Origin of the sequence: Ancylomarina subtilis, assembly GCF_004217115.1 — a bacterium.
Taxonomy (GTDB): domain Bacteria; phylum Bacteroidota; class Bacteroidia; order Bacteroidales; family Marinifilaceae; genus Ancylomarina; species Ancylomarina subtilis.
In genome coordinates this window covers 287,401-313,192 of record NZ_SHKN01000001.1, presented here as the reverse complement: position 1 = coordinate 313,192, position 25,792 = coordinate 287,401, and the positions used below count along the sequence as shown (strand labels likewise).

General features: G+C 35.2%; 30 protein-coding genes. 12 read left to right on the top strand and 18 right to left on the bottom strand.

Going from position 1 to position 25,792, the window contains the following annotated elements:
- Positions 1 to 251: 251 nt before the first annotated feature.
- Positions 252 to 641 (bottom strand): hypothetical protein, encoded by a 390-nt coding sequence (locus tag EV201_RS01280; protein ID WP_130305592.1) that lies wholly within the window; start codon positions 639 to 641, stop codon positions 252 to 254.
- Between the two features lie 321 nt (positions 642 to 962).
- A complete protein-coding gene (locus EV201_RS01275) occupies positions 963 to 1,631 on the bottom strand; it encodes a hypothetical protein (protein ID WP_130305591.1) in 669 nt (222 codons plus the stop codon).
- A 254-nt stretch (positions 1,632 to 1,885) separates the two neighbouring features.
- Here EV201_RS01275 and EV201_RS01270 point away from each other — a divergent pair, with 254 nt between their 5' ends.
- The 5 genes from EV201_RS01270 to EV201_RS01250 all read left to right on the top strand — a co-directional run bounded on the left by EV201_RS01270 (position 1,886) and on the right by EV201_RS01250 (position 7,556).
- Positions 1,886 to 3,106: a carboxypeptidase-like regulatory domain-containing protein gene (locus tag EV201_RS01270; RefSeq protein WP_130305590.1), complete on the top strand. Its 1,221-nt coding sequence runs from the start codon at positions 1,886 to 1,888 to the stop codon at positions 3,104 to 3,106.
- A 186-nt stretch (positions 3,107 to 3,292) separates the two neighbouring features.
- A complete protein-coding gene (locus EV201_RS01265; RefSeq protein WP_130305589.1) occupies positions 3,293 to 3,868 on the top strand; it encodes an RNA polymerase sigma factor in 576 nt (191 codons plus the stop codon).
- Positions 3,865 to 4,446 carry a hypothetical protein gene (locus EV201_RS01260; RefSeq protein ID WP_130305588.1) on the top strand — a complete coding sequence of 194 codons (582 nt, stop codon included), beginning with the start codon at positions 3,865 to 3,867 and terminating at the stop codon, positions 4,444 to 4,446. The genes EV201_RS01265 and EV201_RS01260 overlap by 4 nt, the downstream gene beginning before the upstream one ends.
- 93 nt (positions 4,447 to 4,539) lie before the next feature.
- Entirely contained in the window at positions 4,540 to 5,601 is a 1,062-nt protein-coding gene (locus tag EV201_RS01255) for a hypothetical protein (protein WP_130305587.1), read from the top strand.
- A 182-nt stretch (positions 5,602 to 5,783) separates the two neighbouring features.
- A complete protein-coding gene (locus EV201_RS01250; protein WP_130305586.1) occupies positions 5,784 to 7,556 on the top strand; it encodes an aminopeptidase P family protein in 1,773 nt (590 codons plus the stop codon).
- 108 nt (positions 7,557 to 7,664) lie between these two features.
- Here EV201_RS01250 and EV201_RS01245 read toward each other — a convergent pair whose 3' ends face one another.
- Positions 7,665 to 8,120: a methionine-R-sulfoxide reductase gene (locus EV201_RS01245; RefSeq protein WP_130305585.1), complete on the bottom strand. Its 456-nt coding sequence runs from the start codon at positions 8,118 to 8,120 to the stop codon at positions 7,665 to 7,667.
- A gap of 242 nt (positions 8,121 to 8,362) precedes the next feature.
- On the opposite strand from EV201_RS01245, the gene EV201_RS01240 reads away from it, so the two are divergent.
- The 4 genes from EV201_RS01240 to EV201_RS01225 all read left to right on the top strand — a co-directional run bounded on the left by EV201_RS01240 (position 8,363) and on the right by EV201_RS01225 (position 9,873).
- The gene (locus EV201_RS01240) at positions 8,363 to 8,851 is read left to right on the top strand and encodes a hypothetical protein (protein WP_130305584.1); all 489 of its coding nucleotides are present in this window, start codon (positions 8,363 to 8,365) and stop codon (positions 8,849 to 8,851) included.
- Positions 8,852 to 8,868: 17 nt separating this feature from the next.
- Entirely contained in the window at positions 8,869 to 9,372 is a 504-nt protein-coding gene (locus tag EV201_RS01235; RefSeq protein ID WP_130305583.1) for a hypothetical protein, read from the top strand.
- 5 nt (positions 9,373 to 9,377) lie between these two features.
- Complete coding sequence (locus EV201_RS01230) at positions 9,378 to 9,578, top strand: helix-turn-helix transcriptional regulator (RefSeq protein WP_130305582.1); 201 nt, start codon at positions 9,378 to 9,380, stop codon at positions 9,576 to 9,578.
- A gap of 76 nt (positions 9,579 to 9,654) precedes the next feature.
- On the top strand, positions 9,655 to 9,873 hold the full coding sequence (locus EV201_RS01225; protein ID WP_130305581.1) for a hypothetical protein: 219 nt from the start codon (positions 9,655 to 9,657) through the stop codon (positions 9,871 to 9,873).
- A gap of 41 nt (positions 9,874 to 9,914) precedes the next feature.
- Here the strand turns inward: EV201_RS01225 and EV201_RS01220 are convergent, their stop codons facing one another.
- The 7 genes from EV201_RS01220 to EV201_RS01190 all read right to left on the bottom strand — a co-directional run bounded on the left by EV201_RS01220 (position 9,915) and on the right by EV201_RS01190 (position 15,696).
- Positions 9,915 to 10,406 (bottom strand): GNAT family N-acetyltransferase, encoded by a 492-nt coding sequence (locus EV201_RS01220; RefSeq protein ID WP_130305580.1) that lies wholly within the window; start codon positions 10,404 to 10,406, stop codon positions 9,915 to 9,917.
- Positions 10,407 to 10,528: 122 nt separating this feature from the next.
- A complete protein-coding gene (menB, locus tag EV201_RS01215) occupies positions 10,529 to 11,353 on the bottom strand; it encodes a 1,4-dihydroxy-2-naphthoyl-CoA synthase (protein ID WP_130305579.1) in 825 nt (274 codons plus the stop codon).
- 71 nt (positions 11,354 to 11,424) lie between these two features.
- The gene (gene menD / locus EV201_RS01210) at positions 11,425 to 13,116 is read right to left on the bottom strand and encodes a 2-succinyl-5-enolpyruvyl-6-hydroxy-3-cyclohexene-1-carboxylic-acid synthase (protein WP_130305578.1); all 1,692 of its coding nucleotides are present in this window, start codon (positions 13,114 to 13,116) and stop codon (positions 11,425 to 11,427) included.
- Between the two features lie 78 nt (positions 13,117 to 13,194).
- Positions 13,195 to 14,325, bottom strand: a complete 1,131-nt coding sequence (locus EV201_RS01205) for a chorismate-binding protein (RefSeq protein WP_130305577.1) — start codon at positions 14,323 to 14,325, stop codon at positions 13,195 to 13,197.
- Positions 14,322 to 14,744, bottom strand: coding sequence for a PaaI family thioesterase (locus tag EV201_RS01200; protein WP_130305576.1), 423 nt, complete (start codon positions 14,742 to 14,744; stop codon positions 14,322 to 14,324). The genes EV201_RS01205 and EV201_RS01200 overlap by 4 nt, the downstream gene beginning before the upstream one ends.
- Positions 14,745 to 14,883: 139 nt before the next feature.
- Positions 14,884 to 15,075, bottom strand: coding sequence for a cold-shock protein (locus tag EV201_RS01195; RefSeq protein WP_129254341.1), 192 nt, complete (start codon positions 15,073 to 15,075; stop codon positions 14,884 to 14,886).
- Positions 15,076 to 15,222: 147 nt separating this feature from the next.
- Positions 15,223 to 15,696 (bottom strand): Cif family virulence factor, encoded by a 474-nt coding sequence (locus EV201_RS01190; RefSeq protein WP_130305575.1) that lies wholly within the window; start codon positions 15,694 to 15,696, stop codon positions 15,223 to 15,225.
- A gap of 96 nt (positions 15,697 to 15,792) precedes the next feature.
- Between EV201_RS01190 and EV201_RS01185 the strand changes: the two genes are divergently transcribed.
- Positions 15,793 to 16,095 carry a cupin domain-containing protein gene (locus tag EV201_RS01185; RefSeq protein WP_130305574.1) on the top strand — a complete coding sequence of 101 codons (303 nt, stop codon included), beginning with the start codon at positions 15,793 to 15,795 and terminating at the stop codon, positions 16,093 to 16,095.
- A gap of 70 nt (positions 16,096 to 16,165) precedes the next feature.
- Here the strand turns inward: EV201_RS01185 and EV201_RS01180 are convergent, their stop codons facing one another.
- The 8 genes from EV201_RS01180 to EV201_RS01145 all read right to left on the bottom strand — a co-directional run bounded on the left by EV201_RS01180 (position 16,166) and on the right by EV201_RS01145 (position 22,034).
- Complete coding sequence (locus EV201_RS01180; protein ID WP_130305573.1) at positions 16,166 to 16,582, bottom strand: DUF5606 family protein; 417 nt, start codon at positions 16,580 to 16,582, stop codon at positions 16,166 to 16,168.
- A 90-nt stretch (positions 16,583 to 16,672) separates the two neighbouring features.
- On the bottom strand, positions 16,673 to 17,389 hold the full coding sequence (locus EV201_RS01175; protein WP_130305572.1) for a TerB family tellurite resistance protein: 717 nt from the start codon (positions 17,387 to 17,389) through the stop codon (positions 16,673 to 16,675).
- 193 nt (positions 17,390 to 17,582) lie between these two features.
- Positions 17,583 to 18,176, bottom strand: a complete 594-nt coding sequence (gene coaE, locus EV201_RS01170) for a dephospho-CoA kinase (RefSeq protein WP_130305571.1) — start codon at positions 18,174 to 18,176, stop codon at positions 17,583 to 17,585.
- A gap of 49 nt (positions 18,177 to 18,225) precedes the next feature.
- Positions 18,226 to 19,233: a YbbR-like domain-containing protein gene (locus EV201_RS01165; protein WP_130305570.1), complete on the bottom strand. Its 1,008-nt coding sequence runs from the start codon at positions 19,231 to 19,233 to the stop codon at positions 18,226 to 18,228.
- Between the two features lie 192 nt (positions 19,234 to 19,425).
- Entirely contained in the window at positions 19,426 to 19,746 is a 321-nt protein-coding gene (gene yajC, locus EV201_RS01160) for a preprotein translocase subunit YajC (RefSeq protein ID WP_165389555.1), read from the bottom strand.
- 46 nt (positions 19,747 to 19,792) lie between these two features.
- The gene (locus tag EV201_RS01155) at positions 19,793 to 20,242 is read right to left on the bottom strand and encodes a DUF1573 domain-containing protein (protein WP_165389554.1); all 450 of its coding nucleotides are present in this window, start codon (positions 20,240 to 20,242) and stop codon (positions 19,793 to 19,795) included.
- 104 nt (positions 20,243 to 20,346) lie between these two features.
- Positions 20,347 to 20,904, bottom strand: coding sequence for a manganese efflux pump MntP (locus EV201_RS01150; RefSeq protein WP_130305568.1), 558 nt, complete (start codon positions 20,902 to 20,904; stop codon positions 20,347 to 20,349).
- Positions 20,905 to 21,068: 164 nt separating this feature from the next.
- Positions 21,069 to 22,034 (bottom strand): transcription antitermination protein NusB, encoded by a 966-nt coding sequence (locus tag EV201_RS01145; protein WP_130305567.1) that lies wholly within the window; start codon positions 22,032 to 22,034, stop codon positions 21,069 to 21,071.
- A 478-nt stretch (positions 22,035 to 22,512) separates the two neighbouring features.
- Here EV201_RS01145 and EV201_RS01140 point away from each other — a divergent pair, with 478 nt between their 5' ends.
- Together EV201_RS01140 and feoB are read left to right on the top strand one after the other, a co-directional pair.
- On the top strand, positions 22,513 to 22,905 hold the full coding sequence (locus tag EV201_RS01140; protein ID WP_130305566.1) for a DUF3276 family protein: 393 nt from the start codon (positions 22,513 to 22,515) through the stop codon (positions 22,903 to 22,905).
- Between the two features lie 383 nt (positions 22,906 to 23,288).
- Positions 23,289 to 25,790: a ferrous iron transport protein B gene (gene feoB / locus EV201_RS01135; RefSeq protein WP_130305565.1), complete on the top strand. Its 2,502-nt coding sequence runs from the start codon at positions 23,289 to 23,291 to the stop codon at positions 25,788 to 25,790.
- Positions 25,791 to 25,792 lie beyond the last annotated feature (2 nt).

Below are 25,792 nucleotides of genomic sequence, written 5' to 3'. Positions count from 1 at the left end.
TTTTCAATTCATCGCGAATGAAACCCCCCTGACAAAAGAACGTCTACCAAATAATTTATGAAGCCGCAAAGATAGCCATTAATAACTTAAATCAACATTTTTTTGATTTTAACTTCATTAAAGGTCCGCAACTCGTGCTAAAATACTCTTTTTTAATTAAATAAACAGCTTCTAAATTTCCAGTTAGCTAGGTGAAAACTGAAAACAAACGTTTGAAGGAGACTTGAAAATATTTAATAAAGTAAAATAATCTATTTTACTAACATGAAAACCACTTCAGATTTTATCGTTGAAGGCAAATTAATATGTCTTAACTCAAGGCTTTTTAACCATGGCTCAATCTCTTTTTCTTTTAAAGAGTATAAAACCTCTCTAAACTCATCGATTTGATCATCGTTGTAATCGTTCTCCTCGAAATTTCTATAAACATCCAATTCTTCATCCTCATAATAGATGATTTCTTCAGACATCTTATTAAGCAGATCTGTTTCACAAACCTCATGAGCCCCGCAACATTCTTCCAGAGGTTCACTAGCCGTTTCCTGTTCTTCACTTTTTTTAGGAAAAAGCAACTTGCTCAAATAAGTTAGAAGCAAGGTTAAAGCGGCTCCAGCCAATAGAACTAACAATAATACTTTCATGCTGCAAAACTAGATATTAGATATTAATAAATCAAGATATCCAGATGAGTTATTTTTATTCATTTTAAATGATCAGAAAATTTTTACAAAAAAAACTAAGATCAACTTCATTGTTTAATAAAGCCCGCACATCCCGCCAAACTTATTAATAATAAGTCAAAAAGTCACTGAAACTAACATTGCCCCCTCTACATCTTTACTTGAGTTCTAAAATCAAGTGCTAAAAACATCTAATGAATACCCAGATTATCGAACATACACAAAAAGATAAAGCAAAAAAAAGCTCCCTTTTAAGGAGCTTTTTTTTATATGGAATTTAGCTTATTTAACTGAAATAGCCTTTTCGTATTCTTTTTTATAAAGATTCATTTGATTGGTCAATCGTTCAATTTCAGCATCGTTTTGCTTTTTCACTTTACGCAACCAGGCAATCTTCCCATTAACCACTTCCATTTCTTTTTTCACTTTAGCAATCTGATTGTCTTTTTGAGCCAGTTTTTCTTTTAATTTCAATTTCTCGCCATCTGCTTTTTGGCTTTCCATCTCTTTGTCTTTTAAACTAATATCCAACTCTTTGGTCAAGCGATACGATTCAGCCTTTAAATTTTTAATCTGCTCCTTCAACTTAGAAATTATAGCTTCATTTTCAGCATTACGTTCCTGTGCAAACTTGTAGTTGCCAAGTGTTTCATGCAGCTTCTCTTTCAAGCTCGTGGTATCAGATGCCATCGAAAACAATTCTGTACTTAATTGATCAATTTCGACATTTTTCTGAGCATTACTTTCAGCCATACTATTTTTCATCTCGTTATACTCAGCCAAGGTTTGCTTCAACTTTGTATCCAAGTCCGAATTATCTTTATTCAATTTTCGAACCTGCGCGTCACTCTTACGTTTGGCGTAATCCAGTTCTTCGTATTTACGTTTCGAAACCACACAAGAAGCAAGTGCCAGTGGTATAATTGTTAAAATCAGTATCTTCTTATTCATAATGTGTTGTATTTTCAGATCGTAGGAATCCTAATATTTGAATTGTGCAATTTACAATTTATCTGTGTACAATAACAAGTTAAATAAACTTAATAAAGATAATCGTTGAGATTTCTTTCGATAATTTACTCTCCCATAATTTAGAAATTACCTATTTTAGCTTTTCAAATATACTTGGCAAAATTCTTGTGGTTAGCAAAATCCTATTTTAAAGCCAAGATTTCAAAATTGACTCATCTTTAGATTAATAGCATATGATTAAAAAAATTATTTTCGCACTATTTATCCTAACATGTACGTTCGGATACAGTCAAGCTCAGGAAGAAGAACAAACAAAAACCATTCGAATTATCGGTCAACTTACAAATGCCGTCAACCAGCAAGCTATTCCTTTTGCTAATATTGGTGTTAAGGATACTTATATTGGGGCTGCCACAAACTACGATGGCTATTTTGAGCTTAAAGTTCCGGGACAGTACGCTGATAAGACCATTCAAATATCAGCCGTAGGATTCACCACATACAACTCAAGTATTGATGCTTGTAGCCAGGTTGACACGCTTCGAATTCAACTGAATCCTGTTAATTATAAAATTGCCGAGGTAGAAGTAACTGCCCAATCCTTGGTTTTAATCAAAATGCTGAAAAATGCCATTGATCGAATTCCGGATAATTATTTGCAGACACCATTCAACTACGACATCTACTACCGTGCTGAAAAGTCTGAAAATCAAAACCTAGAACGCAAACGCGAAGCTGCCATCCGAATTTATGACAATAAGGGTTACGTTCGCGAAAATGCCTACAAAGTATTCAAAGAGCGTTCTTATCGCTTTTTGCAAGTGAGAAAAAATTTTGAAAACAACTCGTTAGCAGATGGATCAACCTATCTGGATGAACTTCTTGAAATGGATATCGTCAGAAGCCGCGGTAATATCCTCAATAAAAACCACCTGAACTTCTACGACTTAAGTCTTGATCGAGTAACCGAATATGAAAATGATTCAATTTGGGTAATTGCCTACAAAAGCAAAAAGCCCCTGCTGAGTAATACAGGCGATTATTATGCGACCAGTTATTCAGGAAAAATTTATATCAAACTGAAAGATTTCTCTGTGATAAAAAATGAAACTCATGTGGTAGCAAGTAATTATTCACCACAGGGACGAAGCTTTTATGTGAATCCAGAAAAACAAGAATGGAAACCGGTTAAAATTGAATACGATTTCAGCTCAACCTACAAAGAACATTTTGGCTATTACTATTTAAGTTATGTCGACTACAGGCGTCATCACGAACTTGAGAATAAAAGCAACGGTGAAAAGAAAGAATTGGACGTTAATGCTGAAATGCTGATTACAAAAATCATAACAACGAATCCTGAGGTGATTGAAAATCGGGCTTATTACGAAAATATGGAGTACGATAAAAACTTTTGGGACAACTATAATATCATTTTTGATGGGGCTGAATAATACCTCAACTTAAAATCTAAGCCTATAATCCTGATCATTTTATATAAATGATCAGGATTATTTATATCAGAACCATACATCTGATATTATTTACCGATATTTATCTAATTGAAAAAAAGTGATTGCAATTGCAGAAAATATGCAACACTCGCATTCTTGATTCGTCATTAGATTAGAAAATAATTAATGAGCTCCAATTACCAAAACATACATCAGGACTTAATCGATGCTTGTCGCCAAGGCAATGCCAAGGCTCAGTTCGAAATTTACAAGTTATACTACAAAGCCATGTATAATTCATGTCTGCGTATATTAAATAACACACAAGAAGCTGAAGATGTAATGCAGGAAGCATTTTTATCGGCATTTGATAAAATAAGTTCCTACAAAGGTGAGGTTAGTTTTGGAGCTTGGCTCAAACGAATCGTCGTTAACAAAGCACTCGATTATCTAAAAAAGAATAAGATTGATTGTTTGCCAATTGATGACAAGATCCATCAACTTAGCGAAGAGGAAATTGAAAAGAACGAATTTACAACAAACAATATTGATTTAATCAAACAGGCCATGGAGCAACTTCCCTCTGGTTACCGTATTGTTTTAAATCTCTATTTAATTGAAGCTTATGATCATGAAGAAATTGCAGAAATATTAAATATCTCAGCATCTACTTCACGTTCACAATACAATAGAGCAAAAAAGAAATTGATTCAACTATTAAGTCAGACAACTGACAAGTCATTAAAAAAAAGAATCAAATGAAAGATATCGAACAAATAATAAAACAACATAGAGCGAACTTCGACAGTGAAGAACCTCAAAACGATCACTTCGATCGATTCAGAGAAAAATTGCACGACCATAATCAGAACCAATCGAAATGGCAATGGAATAATCTGATGAAAATAGCGGCAACAGTTACTATTTTAATGGTTGCAGGACTGACAACTTACCAGCTTCGTGATTTCAAACCGCAGCATTTTAGTCTGGGGCAAGTTTCTCCTGAATATAAAGAAGTAGAAAACTATTTTAAAATAAACATAAACAAGCAACTGGATATCATAGATCAATTAACAAAATCATCGGATATACAGGAACAAAACAGAATAAAAAATGACCTTGCAGGCATGGATCAACTCTATGAACAACTGGAAAAAGAGCTCCGAGCCAACCCTAAAGATGAACGCATTATTCAGGCTATGATTGAACACTTTCAGGCCAAAAACAATATCCTGCGTAGAATTGTTGAACAACTCTACCTGGTAAACCAGCAAGACATTCCTCTTGCAGATATTTTAAACAGTAAAAAAATAAACATCAATCAAATAAAAATCTATTAGCATGAAACGAGCCACAACAAGACGTTTCTCAAACAGAAAAATGTCTTATTTGGCGACTTCCATCTAACAAATGAATAATAAAAATATAAACAGATGAAAACAACTCAATTAAAACTTACCGCACTACTACTATTTTTATGTATAGGCATAAGTAACCAGCTATATGCTTCGGATGATTACACAAAGATATTTGATGGGAAATATGCCGTAAAAGAAGGGGCTCAATTAACGATTGAAAACAAATATGGTGATATTGAAATCAAAAACTGGGACGTTGATTCTGTCATTATAAAAACGACTATCACTGTCCATGCTTCTAACGAAGCAAAAGCAGAGAGCTTATTCAAGGGGATTGATATCAATATGGATCAAATAGGTGAAACCATTATGGCATTTACCGAGATGGAAAAGTCCTTTAAAACAGGTAATAAATTCAGTATCGACTATGAGGTATTTATGCCGGCTTATATGCAAATTTCTTTGAATAATAAATTTGGGGATATCTATATCAACACAGTTACAGCAAAAACTAACATCAATTTGAGTTATGGCAACTTACTAGCTGAGAAGTTCCTTTATCCTAACGAAAAACCTTTGAGTAGCATTAATCTTTCGTATGCCAAAGCAACAATAAATGAATGTAATCGCACAAAACTAACCTTGAAATATTCAAAAATGAATATTGGAACCAGCGAAGCCCTTGTTGTTGTTAGCCGTTTTTCAAAACTGCATGTAGACAATAACTTGTCGTTGATTGCAGATTCAAAATACGACGCAATTGATGTGGCAAACACAGAATCAGTATTTGTAAGTAAAGGACAATATTCTGACATTAAGATTGGAAATGTAAGCCGAAGTCTCGATTTAAACTTGAGATATGGCAATTGCAAAGTCGACAATGTTTCTGCTAATTTTGAGACAATTAAGGTCGATAACCAATACGTACCTTGTCGTATAATTATTGCTGAAGAGGCATCCTATATGCTCGAAGCAGAGACTAAATATTGTGGTATCAGTTACCCAACCGAATCACAAGTAATCGAAGAATTCAAGGATAATTCAGAATCCAGAATTAAGGTGCTTGTTGGAGAAAAAACATCTCCTGAAGCCAAAGTCTATATCATGAGTAAATATGGCAACATCAGTTTAAAATAAAACTTTATAATATATTTCGTCCCTCTTTCTAAGCAGAAAGAGGGATTTTTTGTTTTCACTCAGTCTTTTTTTCTCATAATTTCAAGGAAAAATCATATTATTATGAAATTTAAGCTGCTTTATTGGGTGCATAAATAGCTTTAATCGTATTTTTAACGAATAAACAATAATTAAACTCAATTATGACCATTTTTGAAAGAGTGAATGCATTGCGTTCTCTGATGGAAGAAAAAGAAATCCACGCTTACATCATCACAAGCTCCGATCCACACATGAGTGAATATGTTCCGGAGTATTGGACAGCCCGTCAATGGATATCCGGTTTTACAGGTTCTGCCGGAACTATTATTATTACCAAAGATAAAGCTGGGCTATGGACAGACTCCCGTTATTTTTTACAAGCAGAAAAACAACTTGAGGGAAGCGGTATTCAACTTTTCAAAATGGGAGTGCCTGGCGTTCTAAACCAGTACGAATGGTTGGTTTCAGAATTAGAATATGAAACTAATATTGGTTTCGATGGGACTTGTTTTTCTATCGCTCAGACTAAAGAACTGAAAAATGCACTTGCTGACTTATCTATTCATATTTATGAAGATGAAGATCTGATAAATGAAATTTGGAACGATCGACCAAGTCTTCCCAAACAAAAGATATTTGAATATCCGGTTGAATTTGCAGGTCAATCTCGTAAAGAAAAACTTACCACCATCCGTGAAGAAATGCGTCGACTTGATGCCAAACATCATTTCGTAGGAAGTCTTGACGATATCGCATGGATTTTTAATCTTAGAGGACAAGATGTTGACTTCAATCCTGTTGCTATAGCATACGCTTTGATTAGTGAAGAGGATTGTTACCTCTATCTCGATCAAGAGAAACTAGACAATGAATGTATTCTGAGTCTGAAAAGTGATGGCGTTGAAATTACTGATTATAAGCAAATATGCAACGATCTGGAGGAACTACCCAGCTCTGAAAATGTACTCCTCGATAGCAATCGCAGTAATTTAAAAATCTACCGATCAATTACGGCCAATATCATTGAAAGAGAAAATCCTTCACAACTGTTGAAAAGCCAAAAGAATGCCACTGAGATTAAGGGGATGAAAGATGCGATGGTTCAAGACGGAGTCGCTTTAACTCAATTTTTCTGTTGGCTTGAAGAGAATCTTGGTAAAATCAAAATAACTGAATTTACCCTAATGGATCAACTCAAAAACTTTAGATCTCAACAAAAACATTTTATGGGGGAAAGTTTCAGTAGTATTGTTGGCTATAAGGCACATGGCGCTTCTCCTCACTATTCGACCACAGCAGAAACCGACTGTGAAATTAAAGCGGAAGGAATTCTTCTGATCGATTCAGGTGGTCAGTATATGAATGGAACGACCGATATTACACGTACAACTTCTCTTGGAGAATTAACACAGGAAGAGAAATTGGATTTTACCTTAGTCCTAAAAGGTATGATTCAAATGAGTTTGGCTGTATTTCCTAAAGGGACTCGTGGTTGCAATATCGATATTTTGGCTCGTCAGGCACTTTGGAAATACGGCAAGAATTACGGACACGGAACCGGACATGGCGTTGGCTGTTTCTTAAATGTTCACGAAGGACCGCAGAGCATCCGCCAGGAACTAAAAGAGCAAACAATTTTACCCGGAATGATAAGTTCAAACGAACCCGGTTTCTATAAGGAAGGTGCTTATGGTATACGTCACGAGAATTTAATTCTTTGCAAAGAAAAACTAAATACCGAATATGGTGAATTTTTAGAGTTTGAAACACTCACTCTTTTCCCTTTTGATACCAAAGCTTTGAATTTAGATCTATTAAGCGAAACAGAAAAGAACTGGCTCAACCTCTATCATCAAAAAGTATACAACAGCCTGGCTCCTCATCTTGATGAGAAGCATCAAATCTGGCTTAAAAATAAGACTCAAGCCATTTAATCCGGATTGATTCAATTCTTCAGAAAATTGAGAATACTATAAAGGGGCAGTCGATAGCAAATACGCTATTTTGGCTGCCCCTCTTTTAGTGTTAAAATAAAGTCTAAATCATTCATCTTTCTTTTTTTCTTCCGCTGGAATAAATTTTAAGGAAATTGAATTCACACAATGACGGGTGTTTTTCTCAGTGAACCCTTCATTCATAAAAACATGACCCAAATGCCCACCGCAATTAGCACACACAATTTCAGTACGTCTACCATCGGCATCCGGCAAATGCTTGACAGCCCCCTCTATTTCGTCATCGAAACTTGGCCAGCCACAATGCGAATCGAATTTGTCACTGGAGCGGTATAAAGGCAAATTACATTGCTTACACACATATACCCCTTTTTCCTTATGATTGACGTATTTTCCTGTATGAGGATATTCTGTTCCCTTATAGAGGATGACGCGTTTCTCTTCCTCAGTCAATTTATTATAATTCCCTTTTGTCATCACCTTCTGTCCGTTTGTTATTATTGATACCATCAATAATAATGATCCTAATATGAATCGTCCCATTTTGTTTATTTTTAATTAATCTAAAATAAAACAAGTCAGTCAGATTTCAAAACTTCAGAAGCTCTTTAAGAACTTCTTAACATTTGACAATCAGCTATTCATATAAGATAATATATTCAAATAATATCAGCCAATAGTCGCACAAACAAAACTTTTTGGCATCTAGAGTTGTCTATTTGTAAAGTTTAGTTTACATTTGAATAATCATTAATCAAATACATAATTAGAAACCTAAATATTTTATGAAAACCTACTTACCACATTATTTTAAACGAATTGGAATTTTATTGGTCCTAGCCGCTATGATTTTATCCATTACTGGTGGAATCGACGATATTAGAAAAGGCTTTGTAGAAGGATGGACTAATGGAAGTAATCAATCACAAGGCTTATATGGAGAGTCCGTAATAGAAGCCCCAAGCATCGAACCATATTTATCAAAAGAGGAATCTGAAATGTATGTTAATATTAGTTTATTCTTTTCCATAACAGGGTTTATCTTATATCTCTTTTCAAAAGAAAAAATTAATGATGAATTTATGCAACACTTAAGATTAAAATCAATGCTTCAGGCATTTATTGTCTCTTGGATAATTTATGGTACAGCTAAAGTTTTTTCAAGCATTATTCCAATGGATGGCATCTATATCTTACAAATGCAACTCATTGTATATGTCATTCTTTTCCGACGCAATAAGAATAATGAACTTGATTTAGAAACCGAGGTTTAATAAAAAGACTATTTGACATGAAAACATACCTACCAAACTATTTTAAATTAATTGGAATCCTATTCGTCGTAATAGCCATTATCTTTTCATTTATTGGTGAAATCGATGTGCACAGTGAGTCTTTTATAAAAAGTTTTACGGAAGGCAGTAACTTTGCAAGAGGATTAGCCGGAAAATCAGAAATTACACACCCAGATCCTAACATCAACCCAAATTTAACAAAAGAGACATATAACATGTATATCATGATCAGTTTGTTCTTTTCTATAAGTGGATTTGTATTGTATCTGTTTTCAAAAGAGAAAATAGATGATGAATATATTCAACACATCAGATTAAAGAGTATCTTTCAATCGCTATTGGCATCATGGTTAATTTACGCTGTAGTAAAACTCATATCATCCAATTATCAACTGGATGGCATATACATTTTACAGCTCCAACTTATAATATACGTGATTGTTTTCAGACATAATAAAAACGTAGAATTCTCTGAAGAAGAAATAGCATTGGAGGATTAAAAGATATGAAAAACTATTTAAAAGTTGAACGTGCAAAAAAGGACATCACTCAAGCAACACTTGCGGAAAAAATAGGTGTTTCACGACAAACTATTAATGCCATAGAGAAAGGGAAATTTATTCCTTCTACCCTATTAGCATTAAAAATGGCTCGCTATTTTGAGACAGCTGTTGGTGACATCTTTGAATTAGAAGAAGGAGAATAAAATCATTTAACAATTTTCATCTTTATTGTTGATATTTCATTATTTTTATTGATAAATCAAAAAAAAGATTAATAATATGAAATCGGAATATAAAATTGTTTATATCAATGCTCGAAAATGGACTAATACAGGCTTACCTAAAGATATCAATATCGAATTTGATAAACTTGGTGAGGAAGGATGGGAATTGGTAAAGGTAGAACCTAAACTCGATGGCGGCTTTATTCTTTTCGGTATTGGTGTATGTTCGCACACTGTTGCCTATACCGCTTTTTTCAAAAGAGCAAAGAACTAATTCAACGCACTCTCCTTAATTGGGGAGTGCTTTCTTATGATCTAAACTTGTCGCCCATAAATACGTTGACTACAAACTTCACCATCAATTTCAGCCACATCAACCAGCCTCCCCCACAATTCGAATCCAAATTTTTCAAGAAGCTTTATACTTGCGATATTGGGTTCCAAAAGAATGGCAAACAAATTCTTAAATCCGAGCTCTGGAGCCTTAGTCAGGGCAAAAGACATCAATTGGCTGGCATAACCTTTTCGAAAATGCTGATCGTGTATGTAATAACTAACTTCAGCCGTTTGAACCAAAGCACGTCGTCCCGATCGCCAGGCAGAAAATGAAAACCAAGCCACCACCTCCCCACTTTCCTCACCCACAAATACAGGATAATTTTCCTCAGAATGCGTTTGAAACCATATTTCCCGTTCGCGCATGCTAATGGAATCAAGATCTGCCGTACAATATCGGGCAAGCACGGCTTGATTATAGATTGTATTGATTGCTTCCAGATCGGAGGTTTGAGCTAAGCGAATATCCATGACTTAATTTATTTTGAACTAACATCTAAAAATAGTGAATTTGAACAAACATGCGAACGACATACGCCAACAAAAAATGCCAACCCCAAGGCTGGCATTTCTCATAAATATCTTAATATTCCTTATCCTGGAAATTTAGGAAATTTCTGAAAATCAGGATCGCGTTTCTCAAGAAATGCATTTTTACCTTCCTGAGCTTCCTCCATCAAGTAATACATCATAGTTGCGTCACCAGCAAATTCCATCAGACCTCTTTGTCCGTCAAGCTCAGCATTTAAGCCACGCTTGATCATACGAAGCGCCATAGGACTACGCTGCATCATAATTTTGCACCACTCAACCGTTGTATCTTCCAAATCTTCCAAGGCTACTACCTTGTTGACCATTCCCATTTCTTCAGCTTCTTTAGCAGAATACTGCTGACATAAGAACCAGATTTCACGAGCTTTCTTTTGACCGACCTGACGAGCTAAGTATGACGAACCAAAACCGGCATCGAAACTACCCACCTTAGGACCTGTTTGACCAAACTTAGCATTATCCGAAGCAATAGTTAAATCGCAAACCACGTGTAAAACGTGTCCTCCGCCAATAGCATAACCATTGACCATCGCAACAACAGGCTTGGGCATAGAACGAATAGCCTTGTGTAAATCCAATACATTCAAACGAGGCACTCCATGATCATCAATATAACCACCAACTCCTTTTACATTCTGATCACCACCAGAACAGAAAGCTTTATCTCCTGTACCTGTAAATACAATTACACCAATATCGGAACGCTCACGACAAATATCCATCGCATCAAGCATATCGAAGTTGGTTTGTGGGCGAAATGCATTATAAACCTCCGGGCGATTGATTGTAATTTTTGCAATTCCTTCGAAGAATTCAAATTTGATATCTTCGTATTCCTTTATCGTTGTCCAGTTTCTCTGTGTCATTTTATTTTGTTTTAGATCTGAATACAGCAAGATCAACTTATGTGCTCAATCTCCGTATTCTTCTTCAATTATTATTTACGTAAATTCTTAAAATAGTCTTTTAACACCACATCATTCAATTCTCTTGGCGTTTTAAGTTCCAGAATGCATGCCTTTTCTCCTAATTTGAAAAAGTCTGGCAAACTGTTTTCCAAAGCCTCTAAACTATCGGCATAAAAATAATCTAAACCATAAGTTTCAGCAAGCTTATCGGCACGATATTCCTGAACTGTTTCAAAATATTCTTCAAGCTCCGGAGCATCTGATGGACCAGGGATAAATCGAAAAATCCCTCCTCCTCCATTGTTGATCAAAACAATCTTAAGTCGATTACTCAGATACTTATTCCACAATCCATTCGTATCGTAAAAGAAACTGATATCACCGGTTATAAGCGTCGTAATTTTATCATTCACATGACAAGCCCCAACAGCAGTTGAGGTGCATCCATCGATCCCTGATGTTCCCCTATTGGAATTATAAAGAAGATTCGGGCTGGTTTTGAAAAGCTGGGCATAGCGCACCACCGATGAATTGGCCAACTGTAAATTAGCCCCATCCGGAATTGCCCCCAACACCGACTCGAAAGCCTTTAAGTCAGACCATTTTGTATTTTTCAAATAGTCTTCATGAGCTAAATCGCAAGCTCGGTCTCGCTTTTTCCAATCATCAGCATATGTACTCTCATGGTTTGAAAGAAGAGGTAAGATCTCTTCAAAAAAGTTTTCAGGTGCAATATCAATATGCGAACTTAGAGCCTTAAATGTGTCGATGAGTTTATCTTCTTTACCTACAAACCAATGCTTTTCAGGTGGGTTTTCTCTTAAAAATGATTTGATCTTTTTAGACACCAAAGGCCCACCAAAATTGATCAGAAGATCAGGTTGGAATACCTCCGCCTCTTTAGCTGAAAAACTGGTAATCACCCGATCGATGCAAGGTAAAAAAGCCTGATCGTTAAGATTCGAAATACTCTCGGTTAATACAACAACTTGTTTAAACTTTGCCAACTGGCTCAAACAAGCATTCAGTTTTTCATTTTTTGGTAAAAGACCTGCTAAAATCAACACCTTACTTGATGATCTCCATTCTTGAACTAAAGCTTCTTTAATCTCATTAGAAAGCACTTCGTTAGCTACAATCTTATTGATAATTCTTTCAGATTCACCCTCTTTATTTTTTTCACCATATAATGGCTCACGAAAAGGAATATTGATATGAACGGGCCCCAATCTACCGGAAATAGACTTTGAAAGTGCCTCATTCATCATTCGATTGAGACTCCATAAATCATCCGTCCCATCAGTAACAATAGGCAAATGGTAACTAGCCTTAACAAAATTTTGTAAAACATTCACCTGATTAATCGCCTGACTGTCATCCTGACCAATCCACTCTTGCGGACGATCAGCTGAAAGCACAACCAAAGGTAAACGCTGATAAAAAGCCTCAGCAACGGCAGGCGCATAATTAAGCAAAGCTGTACCCGAGGTACAAACCAAACCAACTGGCTTCCCCGTTTGTTGAGCAATACCCAAAGCAAAATACCCAGCACTTCGTTCATCAACAATCACAGGGGTTTGTATACGATTATCGCGTGCAAGAGAGATACTCAAAGGTGCATTTCGTGATCCGGGAGAAATAACAACATATTCCATTCCCTTTCCAACACAAATGTCAATCAATTCTTTTACACCCTTAATATCTGAGGTTTTATGAGTCATTTCTTCTATTATATCTTAATGCCCGGTGGGCTATATTTTTTATCTGAATACTCGTATGAATGAGATGAAATATTCATATCAGTTTGCGTCAAACTTATTGATTACCGACAATAAAGTTTGTGCCTTATGTTGTGTCTCTTCCCATTCCTTTTGCGGAATAGAGTCTGCTGTTATTCCCCCACCGACAAATAAAGATAAATGATTTTTTGATAATTTCATGGTTCTCAAATTCACATACAACGCACATTCACCATTTGCATGAATGGGGCCCCAAAAGCCAGCATAATATTCTCTATCGTGAGTCTCAACCCGCTTTATTAAATCAAGAGCTTTAATTTTAGGTAATCCACAAACGGCTGGCGTTGGATGCAATGCCGAAATTATCTTCGACTTATCTTTAAAACTCAAGTCGGCTTGGGTTTTAAAATCGGTTTTTAAATGGACAACTTGACCCGCTTGAACGGTATAGGGACCGATTTTTTCATAAGCACAAATGGCATTATCCTTAAAAACACGCTCTATATAATCACTCACAAATGCTTGTTCCTCGATCTCTTTACTCCCCCACTCCCTTTCCAGAGAACAGCCTTGATAAACAGGCATAGTACCTGCTAAAGCGACGGTTTCCGAGAAACTATTCTGTGATTTAAAAAGCAATTCAGGACTAGCCCCCATCCATGAGCAAACACCTGGTAATGAAACAAAGGAAACAAATGCTTGTGGATAATGCTGACAGAGCTGGAGAAACAAAGCAGCTCTCTTAACATCTGAAATCTCTTTTTCAAGTTGAATCCGGGACAGTATTACTTTCTCCAGCTTCCCAGCTTTCAGTTCATCTAAAAACGCTGCTATTTGAGTAAAATAATCATCTTCCTTTTGTGCTGCAATAGGCTTTTGTTCCTTCTCATCAATCGTGTTTTTATATTGATTGAGACGTTCAATTTCATCATCATTAAAAGAGCTGAAATTAAAATCGTCTCGAATAAACCAGGAAGGATGTTGTTGATTAGAATCAAAAGGCGCCATTACAAAACCAGACAACCCTTCCAAATCAGCAAAATCTGTATATTTCAACAGATCCAGATCCTTTTGGATACCGATTTCAATCTGTTGGGTATTGGGGCGTTTGTAAGCGTAAAATGCAAGATGATTGGCTAAACACGTCGTAAGAACAGCTTCAATTTTTTTTAATGCGAAGTCCTCTTTCATAGCTGTTTCTTTAACACAACATTAGTCAGACGACAAATAGAAATTAACTTATCCTGCTCATTACAAATTGTAATCTCAACAATATGACTTGTTCTTCCTTTATGGATAAACTTTGCCTTAGCTCGGAGTGTCCCTTTTTTAATGCTGCGAATATGATTGGCATTTATTTCCATGCCTTTTACATCAAATCGATTTAGATCAATATGAATAACAGACAGAGCGCTCCCCACTGACTCTGCTAGAGCAAGTGTTGCACCTCCATGAAGTATTCGCATGGGTTGATAATGTTTGGAGCTTACAGGCATTTCTGCAACCAGGTAATCATCACCAACTTCAGTATAAATAATTCCTAAATGTTCCATCAGTGTATCGGCACTGATCTTATTTAGGAGTATGAGTTTTTCATCTGTATTAATCATCTAACAAATATATAACAATACACAGAGATGAAAAACTCGAATACAGATAGATTTTAGGAAAGTTTCAGGTGTTTTTGCAAAATTAAGGGCATAAAAAAAGCCCAATTCACATTGAGCTTTGACAAAAAGAATAGAGGAATTAGTCAATTTTTACATTAACAGCATTCATTCCTTTTTTTCCTTCAACAACATCAAAAGTAACAACGTCACCCTGATCAATTTTATCAATTAATCCTGTTACGTGTACAAAGATGTCTTCGTCTGTCTCATTGTTTTTAATAAAACCAAAACCTTTAGTTTCATTAAAGAATTTTACGGTACCTTGTGGCATTACTTAAATTTTTTGTTATTAATAGCGTGGTAAATTTACTTAATTTGATGAAATATAATAATTATGAATGAATTATTTTTATAAATACTCAACAAATTTTATAATTATACTGTAAATAGAGTTCAATATCTAACTATTTGAACATGTTTATTCCGATTTTTCTTTGCCTAAACCACTACTTCCGGCATCAAACACAAATTTCCACTGATCATGCATATCCTTTTTCCAAATGGAAACATAACAACCTCTATAGGTTGAATCTGGTGTGATGTATTTGTAATACCCATAAGTGTAGGCCATATCTCTAGATGATGAGACATCGGCATATTGAGGTTCCCAGGTTAAGATATGATTTGTTTTTTCTGTTGATGACAATAACGCTTTTATGTTCTCATTCCCTATAATAGGATAGGAATTATCACGTAACATAACCGCTTTGGGAGAGGCATATTTATAAAAAGATTCTGCCATTCCATGCTCTTGAGAATAATCAGAAAAAGCCTTATCTGTTTCGATCACACGTTTACATTCCTCAATCAAGGTAGTTGATCTCCCACACGAAATTAGACTCCATGTTAAAATTAAAAACAAACAGATCTGAATACTATTTTTATTTGGCATCGCTTTCCGTATTTTTAGGTTTCTGGTTGACTTATATTTTCCTCTGAAATATAAGTATAAATTTTAATTGCTTAAACAAAATCTAAAACACAAACGATGCACAAACGTCAACTCTCACAAGAAATCGAAATTACGGGAATAGATAAAAAACAAATTTATGACAACGGGACTTTCGAATCCTTAATTGTAGCTGTAAAAAAAGGTATGGTCGTTCCCCCACAGCCAGCTCCTGCCCATGCTGCTCTTTATTTAATATCGGGAAAAATTGAATTTGAAATTGCAGGTCGTACAACCTGCGTCGAAGCAGATGATTTCTTTTCTTTCTCAAAAGGAGAATTACATGCCCTTAAAGCTTTGGAAGATTCTAAATTCTTAATTTCCAGAAATATATTCGAATAAGTTTAACTTTAAATAAAAAAGCGAGGCTATCAAACAATTGATAGCCTCGCTTTTTTTTCAGAACTGGAGTTTACTCTTCTCCTGAAGTTTCTTCTTCCTCAGTTTCAACTTCATTCAGCATATCGTTTTCCTGAAGAATGTTATACCATTGGAAAACCTTCTTCATATCAGAAACATATACACGATCTTCATCGTAGTTAGGCAAGATCTCTTTCATGTATGCTTTCAACTCGTTGCCCGATGCTTTATGACTAATGGCTTGTCCACCATTCTCTTTCTCCTTGATGGTCTTAATTACTTCTTGTAATTGAACATCTCCCTCTTCTGTAAAGATAGCGATATCCTCTAAAGCAGAAATCTTTGAAGTTGCGTGTGCAGGCATACGCTTCTTGTCGATTAAAGATTCAACGATAAAACCACTTTTCGAGTTTGAAACCAATTTAAACAGTCCAGTCTGTCCTGATATAGCTAATATTCCTTTCAACATATTGTCATTTTTTAGTTGGAAGCACAAAAATAAAATTCCGGACGGTTAAAAAAAATTAATTAATACTGTTTTTTAACTCCGATCATCATTTTATGCAAAAGCTCTCTCTTTTTTTATCTTTTCGTAAGCTTCACTCACTTTCTGAAACTTTTCTTTAGCTGCTTTTTGCACATCCTCACCTAAGTAGCTCACTTTGTCAGGATGATACTTAACTGCCATTTTACGATAAGCTTTTTTAATCTCATCATCGCTTGCAGTCTTATCAATTTCGAGCACCTGATAAGCCCAACCCGTCTCCTGAATAAACATCGACTTGATTGAATTGAAATCTGCAGACTTAACGCCCATGTAATAATAGATTCGCTCTATCATCTTCAATTCAGAATCAGCTATGACACCATCGGCCTGTGCGATACCAAACAAAAAGTGCAACAACTGTAAACGCGAAGAATAATCGAGTTGCTGGCTGATTTGCGCACAAACCTGCTCAACAGGAATATCACGATTTAAAATATCACGTAATATAGTTAAAGCTTCTCCTGTTTTTTCGGTTCCAAAACTTTTGATTAGATATGATTTGACGTAATCCAACTCAGATTTCAAGACCTTACCATCAGCTTTCATCACAGCTGCAACAAGCACCAATAAACTCATTAAAAAATCGCCTTGAGTTGTTCCTGGTCTTCCTGTTGCTTTTATGTCTACAGAATCAAAAGCTGATCCCACAAAATAGCCTAACACACCACCAATGGGGCCTAAAAATGCCCATCCTAAACCGCCAGCTATCCACTTTCCGAATTTTGCCATATTAAAATATATCGAAATTTATAATTGATCTGTCGCAAACAATTTGCCTTCTCTGCAACACGTGTGAAATACCAAAGAAACAAAAGATGCCTGAATTAAAGACTTTTTTTGACACGAAAAAAATCAGTGTTTAACAAAGTTTAACGCCAACTTTGCCTTAATAACCGTATTCAAACACACATGAAACAATTCTTTACAAGCTAATTAATTGCTCATGAATTGAAATAATTTGTGGTATAATAAGCTCTGAGTTATTATATATTACAAAATCAGACAGATCGATTTTTGTTTGCTCAGCAACCTGTTTACTCATCCGTTCCAGAACGGATTCCCGGGTACACTTATCTCGCAGCATAACCCTCTGAATTCGTATTTCGGTATCAGCAGTAACCGTTATAATCCGATCAAAATTTTTATAGAGTCCCGTATCAAAAAGGATAGCTGATTCCTGAATGACATAAGCCACCTCAACTTGTTTTTCCAACCAGGCCTGATAATGCAAACGCACTTGAGGATGCACAATCGCATTCACTTTTTTCAAAGCTTCAGCATCATTAAAAATGATATTAGCCAATTCTGCTCGATTTAATTCTCCCGATTCGGAATAAACAGAATCGCCAAACTCATTAAGTAAACTTTCACGAATCGTAATATCGGTTTGCATCAACTTTTTAGCTTCCACATCAGAAGTATAAACAGGAACACCTAACAAGCTAAAAAACTCAGCAACCAAAGATTTCCCACTTCCAATTCCCCCTGTTAAACCAATACTAAGTGGCTTCGTCATCAATTTTAAAATTTAATTTACAATTAGCTCACAATGAAACTTAACTCTCTTAATTTCCCGTATTCCTCTTCTCAATCAAATAAACGACTTCGTCAGGATAAAATCTCACATTAGAAACATTCAGAGGAGAGCTTTTAAGGTTTACTTTGATTTTATTAGTCGTAAGATCTATCGAATTATAATCTATTTCAAGCTCAAATTGCTCAGGGCTAATGGTTTCATAATCCATTAAACCAACTAAATAAGAAATTTTTGCTTCATGCGGAAACAATCGTATAAATACCGAATCAGGCAAATTGACAACCTTAAGACTGACTTGCTGCTGAGCTTCGGTAAACTGTTCCACAGGCAACTCAACTTCAACCTTTTTCTGCACATATTTCAGCCCCTTTATCTTCATTAAACTAAGCTTCTTATGGGTCGTCTCATTCAATTTCTTAAGTTTTAAATTTTCGGTTTCAATCTGCTTCACGCTATCAACAATAGCCTTTGCACCAATAACCCAAATACTATCAGGGCTCAAAACGACATCGCCCCCTAAACGAAATTGAGGTTCGAACTTAAGATCTGAATTAAGATGTACCGGTATTTTTTTCTCGACTAAAGGCGAAAATTGAAAATGGATGGTGTCAGGAGAAATATGAGTCACACTAATCGCAGATGAAAGCTGGGCAGCTACAGCACTGGTAATTCTATCGGTTGAAAATAAAAAAGTGTTTTCCCCTTTTTTTTCCAACCTGTTGTTGGTAAACTCATTCACCGGAAAATTAATCGACTGAAGAAAACTGAGTTTATATCGTAATAAATCAAACCCATATGCACGAACGGTTAACTTCAACCTTGAAGGTAACTCATTACTCAAAAGTTTTTTCGAAGGAAAATCGCTGTATGATACAGGGTAATTAACAGTGGTTGTATATTCTTTACTCAAGGCATTTAGAAACCAAAAAATGGTCGCCAACGCAACAAAAAACATATAAATCACCAATTTCTTATTGGCTTTAATATTCTCTTTATCAAATACACCTTTAATTTGTTTTAAATCGGGCAAAGTCAAAATCTTACATTTTAAGAGGTTAAGCCATTATTCAAACTCTTTTACCGAGCCATCCTTATGCTAATAATTCAAGCATGAATTTAAACAAAAAAAGCTATTACTCTACAAAGTAATAGCTTTTAGGCTAACAAAAATACAGGAATTGTATTTTGTAATATAATTAACAGCGAATAAACACTATTTTTTCATCAATTACTTCTGAGCAACGTCACTCATATCCTTGATAACAGCAACCTTATCTACCTTCAGGCGAGCTTGACCTTCAACTTCCATAATAATGGTTGTTTCGTGAAGCTCAACAATTTTACCATAAATACCTCCGGTAGTAACCACTTTGTCACCTTTTTTCAACTCTTCACGAAATTTCTTCAATTCTTTCTGACGTTTCATCTGTGGACGAATCATGAAAAAATAAAAAACAACAACGATTAATACTAAAGGAAGAAAAGACATAAAAGGATTCTGACCTTCCTGAGGCTGTGCCATAAGCACAATGTTTAATAAATTAAGCATTTGAAATAAATATTAAATTAACAAATTAAATTTTCTATATGAAACACTACTTCACAGTAGCGGTAATTTTAAGCTCCTTTACTTTGGGTTTTGTATTGGCAAATATAGTCAACACTTTATATTGTTTGCCATGTCTGCCTTTTGAATCGAACTCTACAGTAATTCTGGATTCTTCACCCTTTTTAATTGGATTTTTATCCCATTTTACAGCCGTACACCCACAAGAACTTTCAATGGACTTGATAATAAGATTTGCATCCCCAACATTTCGAAAATAAAATTCACAAACGACAATTTCACCTTCTGTAACGTTCCCAAATTTATGTATTTCTTTAGTAAACACAAATTTTGGGTAAACCTTATCATGATCTAAACTATCCTTAGTCTGAACTTGCTCCCCTTCTGATTTACTTCCACCATGAACAGTCTGCTTACAAGACGTCAAAGGTGCTAAAAAGACGAACAACAATACTATATATCGGGCAAAAAAGAGCATTAATTTATTTTTAAAACAGATGCAATTAAAACAAAATTCAATCATAAAAATAATGAATTGTATTTTTTTAACGAAAAACTTAGATTTTCTCTTTATCAAATGGGTTACGACAAGTGCTCATAAAGAATATTCGTTCCCAAAACAATTAAAATCACCCCACCAATCAGAGTAAATTTCACATTAACTTTTGTTCCCAGTTTGCAACCAATAGATACACCTATAAATGATAAAATAAACGAAACCAAACCAATTATATAAACAGGAAAAGAAATTGGCATATCTAAAAATGCAAAATTAACGCCAACCACTAAGGCATCAATACTCGTAGCCAATGCCAATCCCATAACAACCAAACTCCTTTGAGGATTAAAACAACAATGTTCTTCTTCACATTTCAAATCATCATAAATCATCTTCCCTCCTAAAACAAGGAGCAAAAGGAAAGCGACCCAATGATCAAAACTTACAATATAACTCTTAAAACCAACCCCGATTAACCATCCTAAAATTGGCATTAATGCTTGAAAAAAACCCATATAAAATGCGATTCGAAAACAATGTTTGGGCGTAAATTCTTTTAAGATAAAACCTGCAGTAATAGAAATTGCAAAACTATCCATTGCCAAACTAACGGCTATCAAAACAATCTCGAAAAGACTCATAAATTTTAAGAATTAAATCAGAAAAATGACACTTCCTCTGACTCATTTTAAAAAAAATGTCTGTACAAAATTCCATTCAGTACAGAATTAAGACACAGACTCTTACTCTATTCAGGTAAACACCAATAAAAAAGGGAATTACTTTCGTAACTCCCTGGTAATATTTATGCTTTTGCAATTTTCGATTCTTCAATCAAGCCTCTTCCTATTTTATTGATCTTACCTTCTTTCTGAAGATCTTTAATCATTTTATCAAGCAAACCATTAATGAAAGTGCTTGAATTGTTGGTGCTATAATACTTCGCGATTTCAAGATACTCATTAAAACTCGCTTTCACAGGAATACTCTTGAACTCTTGAATCTCAGTTAAAGACATTTCCATAATTAGAATATCCATAAAAGCAATTCGCTCTAAATCCCAATTTTTAGTATTTTCTTTAATTAAGCTCAAGTTTTCCTCATGCTTCAAAATCGTTTTACGGAATAAAACTCTTACAAATTCTTCATCATCACTATCCTTAAATAATGGCAACAATGAGGTATGCTCGTTATCATTAGTTTTAAATTGCTTGATTGTTCGAACAACCATGCTCAAAATAAACTCGATCTCATCATTCCAGTAGATACTCTTATCCTCCATCAAAGAATAGAAGTCATCATCTTTAGCCAGAATGTTCATAAAGATCTTTTCAATCAACTTTTTGTCAGCAGCATAATCATTGGTTTCAGCATTCATATATTTGCTGTATAGATCAGACTCTGTAATTGTTTTGTACAAACGATTTACAAAACCATCCTGATCTGCCCACGAAATAGAATTCGATTCCAGATAGCTATTCAACTGAACGTTCTCGGCCAGTTGCTTCAATACTTTATTCTCAATAAAACGGGTGTTGGGATGAATATCTACGGGTGTAGGTACCAATTTGTTGCGACCAGCTTCAATTTTCTTTTCTGCTATAAATGCAACATCTACAAGTAGTAGAAGTAGGTAATGATATAAATCGTAAGCTTTTCCAATACTGAAAAACAACTCCTTTTCGGCCTTTACTAATGAACGATCATCATTCTTGTAATAAGCGTAAAGCATTTGTAATACTTTCACACGCAGCAATCTTCTACTAATCATACTTTTAAAGAACTTTGTTTGTACCTGATTCGATAACAATAATAGATCTACAACAATAAAAGACAAAGTCATATTGAAGCTGACACAATAACCGTAAACGAATCTTACTTATTTAAACTCGCTGCAAATGTAGCTATTTTTTTCTATCAGCCAAAGTTAGCCCTTCCCATTTTAAATACTTTGATACAAAAGGATTCAATAGGTCTGATTAATTGACAAATAGATAACTCCCACAGAAGAATTTAGAATCAAAAAAAACATTTTTTAAAATGCATAAACCGAAACTAAAATAAACACAACAGCTTTTTTTAGTCGAGTGCGCAATTTTAAGACGCAAATAACGTTCTGCATCTCAACTATTAAACAAAACTATATCGAAATGTTCAAAATAATTTATGAATTAAAATCGATTTAATACATATTTTTTTTTATTTTTGAGATATCAATAAACAAACAATTTCATAAATTAAATTCTGAAATGGAAGGTTACGATAAAAAAGAAGAATTCGTAAGGAAAAATCGCGAAGATATATATTCAAATGCGATTAGAGCTGGGAAGAGAACTTATTTCTTTGATGCAAAAGCAACTCGAAACGAGGATTACTACCTTACTATTACAGAGAGTAAAAAGCGATACGATAAAGAAGGCAATTTTACTTTCGAAAAGCATAAGATTTTTCTTTACAAAGAAGATTTCGATAAATTTTCTGAAGGTTTAATGGAAGCCATTGAGATACTAAAAAATGCAAACGACGCCAATCCTGAGACCGCCATTGAAGATACTGACGAAATCACAAGTACGTCTGAAATAATTGAAGGACTAGAGGTCGAATCATTCTCACAAGTTGAATTTGAAGATCTTACAGAATAAAGCATACCCTTAGGTGATAAAATAAGCAAGAGCTATCGTTTAATTTCGAATAGCTCTTTTTTCTCTCTCATAATCATCAACCAATTATCCAAGTAAAGTATCAAACTACCCCCTTTCCTGAAAACAGATTAAAAAACTGTTTTATAAACTAAAAAGTAAGACAACAATACCTAGATATAGTGATTGTTTTTAAATTCATTTTCATCTAGATTTGTACTAAATTAAAATAGTTAAAATCAATGAACCCCGCGGTTTATTTAGCTATTGGAGTTATTTTTTAGTCAAGAAGCCGAAGTAATCATTAAGACAGACATTGGCATTCGTTTTTTTAGTGAATGGGAATTTTTTCATTCACGCTTTACTTTATTGATACGCACCAAAATATGAAGCTTTCTGAATTAACCGATAATCAAGAAGGTATTATAATAAAAGTACAGGGATATGGCGCATTTCGTAAGCGAATTACTGAAATGGGCTTTATAAAAGGGAAAAAAGTTACCGTCATTAAAAATGCCCCTCTTAAAGATCCCGTCGAGTACAGCATTATGGGCTATCAGGTATCCTTACGTCGAAGCGAGGCCGCCCTAATTGAAGTGATCACCAAAGAAGAAGCGGTTAATTTAAAGATCAACAACTTTGAAGGTACCCTAAACGATGATGAACTTAAATCTTCAGCACAAAAAAAGGAGAAAAATATTCATATTGCTTTAGTGGGGAATCCTAATGCAGGAAAAACAACCCTATTCAATTTTGCATCAGGTTCCAAAGAACATGTGGGGAATTACTCAGGTGTAACAGTCGATTCAAAACTCGCAAAAGTGCATCAAAATGGATACAATTTTGATGTTGTAGACCTGCCCGGAACCTATTCTCTAACAGCTTACACCTCCGAAGAACTTTACGTTCGCCAGTACATTACCGAAGAACTTCCCGATGTGGTTATTAATGTCGTTGATGCTTCAAATTTGGAGCGTAACTTATATCTGACAACCCAACTTATCGACATGGATGTAAAAGTCATTCTGGCCTTAAACATGTATGATGAATTAGAAAAAAATGGGGCCAGATTTGATTATAAAGCTCTGGGTAAAATGCTGGGGATTCCTATCATCCCAACCGTTAGTTCAAAAGGTAAAGGGATAAAACAACTTTTCGACAAAGCCATTGAGGTTTACGAAGGTAGAGATCCTATTGTTCGCCACATTCATATCAACTACGGGGCTGTAATTGAAAAATCAATCTCTAAACTTCAGGAATTTATCAGACTTGATCGAAATCTGACAGCGATTGCTTCTCCTCGATTTTTAGCTGTCAAACTCCTTGAGGGAGATGATAAAGCTCTGGAATACATTGAATCTTGCTCTACAGTAAAAGAAATTCAGGAAACACTAAAACAAGAAATCAAACAAATAGAATCCACCTATAATGAAGTTTGCGAAACAGTTATAACTGACGCAAAGTATGGCTTTATCGATGGTGCACTAAAAGAAACCTATATTGAAAATCCGATCAAGCGAAGAAGAAAGACAGCTATGATTGATGCTTTCCTGACGCACAAATTATTTGGATTTCCTTTATTTTTCTTTTTCATGTTTCTAACCTTCTATGCCACCTTTCATTTGGGACAATACCCAATGAATTGGATAGAAACGGGCATCGCCTACTTGGGTGAATTTATTCAGACAGTTATGCCTGATGGCCCACTGAAAGATCTGATTGCAGATGGTATCATTGGTGGTGTTGGTGGAGTTATTGTTTTCCTACCCAACATCTTAATCCTATTCTTTTTCATATCCTTTATGGAAGATACGGGCTATATGGCTCGTACTGCTTTTATTATGGATAAACTCATGCATAAGATTGGTCTGCATGGCAAGTCATTTATTCCATTGGTTATGGGATTCGGTTGTAATGTACCCGCCTTAATGGCCACCAGAACTCTTGAAAACAGAAACGACAGAATACTGACAATGCTGATCACCCCATTCATGTCCTGTTCTGCACGTCTACCTGTTTACATTCTAATTATCGGAACTTTTTTCCCAGAGAACTCCAGTTTAGCTCTTTTTGGAATTTATCTGTTAGGCATTCTGTTAGCCGTGATTTTTGCAAAAGTTTTCAAAGCAAGTTTCTTTAAAAGTAAGGAAGCCCCCTTTGTAATGGAACTACCTCCTTACCGTGTTCCCACACTAAAATCTACACTTGTACACATGTGGTCGAAAGGTGGTGAATACCTAAAAAAAATGGGAGGCATCATCTTAGTCGCATCCGTCATTATATGGGCATTGGGCTATTTTCCCCTTGATGTGGATTACTCCAAAGATTACGAAAATTTATTAGCTAAAAATGAAGGGCAGCTTAACACAGCTCTACAAGTTGCAACACCAACAGAACAAGCCAAAATTATTGAAGACTACGAAGTATCAACAACAGCTATCAAGAATCAAATGCTTGAAGAGAAGCAAGAGCAATCATACATAGGCCAAATTGGAAACTTTATAGCTCCCGTTTTTCATCCTCTTGGCTTCGACTGGAAGATGACAGTTAGTATTCTAACCGGAATCGCAGCAAAAGAAGTTGTAGTCAGCACCATGGGTGTTCTCTACCAAACCGGTGAGGATATTGATGAAAACAGCGAAGGATTGAGAAACAACCTACGAAAACAAAAATTTACAGGATCGTACCGAAATGGAGAACATGTGTTTGATACGGCTTCTGCCCTCTCTTTCCTGATCTTTATCCTCATCTATTTCCCTTGTATCGCTGTGGTAGCAACTATTTCAAGAGAAGCTAATTGGAAATGGTCAGCATTTGTAGTAACTTACACAACCGCTTTGGCCTGGGTGGTATCCTTTATTGGCTATCACATCATTAATTTTTTATAAGC

Bases quoted from the DNA above. Each gene is read 5' to 3' on its own strand.
- EV201_RS01280 (WP_130305592.1), bottom strand. From the start codon at position 641: ATGAAAGTATTATTGTTAGTTCTATTGGCTGGAGCCGCTTTAACCTTG.
- EV201_RS01275 (WP_130305591.1), bottom strand. From the start codon at position 1,631: ATGAATAAGAAGATACTGATTTTAACAATTATACCACTGGCACTTGCT.
- EV201_RS01270 (WP_130305590.1), top strand. From the start codon at position 1,886: ATGATTAAAAAAATTATTTTCGCACTATTTATCCTAACATGTACGTTC.
- EV201_RS01265 (WP_130305589.1), top strand. From the start codon at position 3,293: ATGAGCTCCAATTACCAAAACATACATCAGGACTTAATCGATGCTTGT.
- EV201_RS01260 (WP_130305588.1), top strand. From the start codon at position 3,865: ATGAAAGATATCGAACAAATAATAAAACAACATAGAGCGAACTTCGAC.
- EV201_RS01255 (WP_130305587.1), top strand. From the start codon at position 4,540: ATGAAAACAACTCAATTAAAACTTACCGCACTACTACTATTTTTATGT.
- EV201_RS01250 (WP_130305586.1), top strand. From the start codon at position 5,784: ATGACCATTTTTGAAAGAGTGAATGCATTGCGTTCTCTGATGGAAGAA.
- EV201_RS01245 (WP_130305585.1), bottom strand. From the start codon at position 8,120: ATGGGACGATTCATATTAGGATCATTATTATTGATGGTATCAATAATA.
- EV201_RS01240 (WP_130305584.1), top strand. From the start codon at position 8,363: ATGAAAACCTACTTACCACATTATTTTAAACGAATTGGAATTTTATTG.
- EV201_RS01235 (WP_130305583.1), top strand. From the start codon at position 8,869: ATGAAAACATACCTACCAAACTATTTTAAATTAATTGGAATCCTATTC.
- EV201_RS01230 (WP_130305582.1), top strand. From the start codon at position 9,378: ATGAAAAACTATTTAAAAGTTGAACGTGCAAAAAAGGACATCACTCAA.
- EV201_RS01225 (WP_130305581.1), top strand. From the start codon at position 9,655: ATGAAATCGGAATATAAAATTGTTTATATCAATGCTCGAAAATGGACT.
- EV201_RS01220 (WP_130305580.1), bottom strand. From the start codon at position 10,406: ATGGATATTCGCTTAGCTCAAACCTCCGATCTGGAAGCAATCAATACA.
- menB (WP_130305579.1), bottom strand. From the start codon at position 11,353: ATGACACAGAGAAACTGGACAACGATAAAGGAATACGAAGATATCAAA.
- menD (WP_130305578.1), bottom strand. From the start codon at position 13,116: ATGACTCATAAAACCTCAGATATTAAGGGTGTAAAAGAATTGATTGAC.
- EV201_RS01205 (WP_130305577.1), bottom strand. From the start codon at position 14,325: ATGAAAGAGGACTTCGCATTAAAAAAAATTGAAGCTGTTCTTACGACG.
- EV201_RS01200 (WP_130305576.1), bottom strand. From the start codon at position 14,744: ATGATTAATACAGATGAAAAACTCATACTCCTAAATAAGATCAGTGCC.
- EV201_RS01195 (WP_129254341.1), bottom strand. From the start codon at position 15,075: ATGCCACAAGGTACCGTAAAATTCTTTAATGAAACTAAAGGTTTTGGT.
- EV201_RS01190 (WP_130305575.1), bottom strand. From the start codon at position 15,696: ATGCCAAATAAAAATAGTATTCAGATCTGTTTGTTTTTAATTTTAACA.
- EV201_RS01185 (WP_130305574.1), top strand. From the start codon at position 15,793: ATGCACAAACGTCAACTCTCACAAGAAATCGAAATTACGGGAATAGAT.
- EV201_RS01180 (WP_130305573.1), bottom strand. From the start codon at position 16,582: ATGTTGAAAGGAATATTAGCTATATCAGGACAGACTGGACTGTTTAAA.
- EV201_RS01175 (WP_130305572.1), bottom strand. From the start codon at position 17,389: ATGGCAAAATTCGGAAAGTGGATAGCTGGCGGTTTAGGATGGGCATTT.
- coaE (WP_130305571.1), bottom strand. From the start codon at position 18,176: ATGACGAAGCCACTTAGTATTGGTTTAACAGGGGGAATTGGAAGTGGG.
- yajC (WP_165389555.1), bottom strand. From the start codon at position 19,746: ATGCTTAATTTATTAAACATTGTGCTTATGGCACAGCCTCAGGAAGGT.
- EV201_RS01155 (WP_165389554.1), bottom strand. From the start codon at position 20,242: ATGCTCTTTTTTGCCCGATATATAGTATTGTTGTTCGTCTTTTTAGCA.
- EV201_RS01150 (WP_130305568.1), bottom strand. From the start codon at position 20,904: ATGAGTCTTTTCGAGATTGTTTTGATAGCCGTTAGTTTGGCAATGGAT.
- EV201_RS01145 (WP_130305567.1), bottom strand. From the start codon at position 22,034: ATGATTAGTAGAAGATTGCTGCGTGTGAAAGTATTACAAATGCTTTAC.
- EV201_RS01140 (WP_130305566.1), top strand. From the start codon at position 22,513: ATGGAAGGTTACGATAAAAAAGAAGAATTCGTAAGGAAAAATCGCGAA.
- feoB (WP_130305565.1), top strand. From the start codon at position 23,289: ATGAAGCTTTCTGAATTAACCGATAATCAAGAAGGTATTATAATAAAA.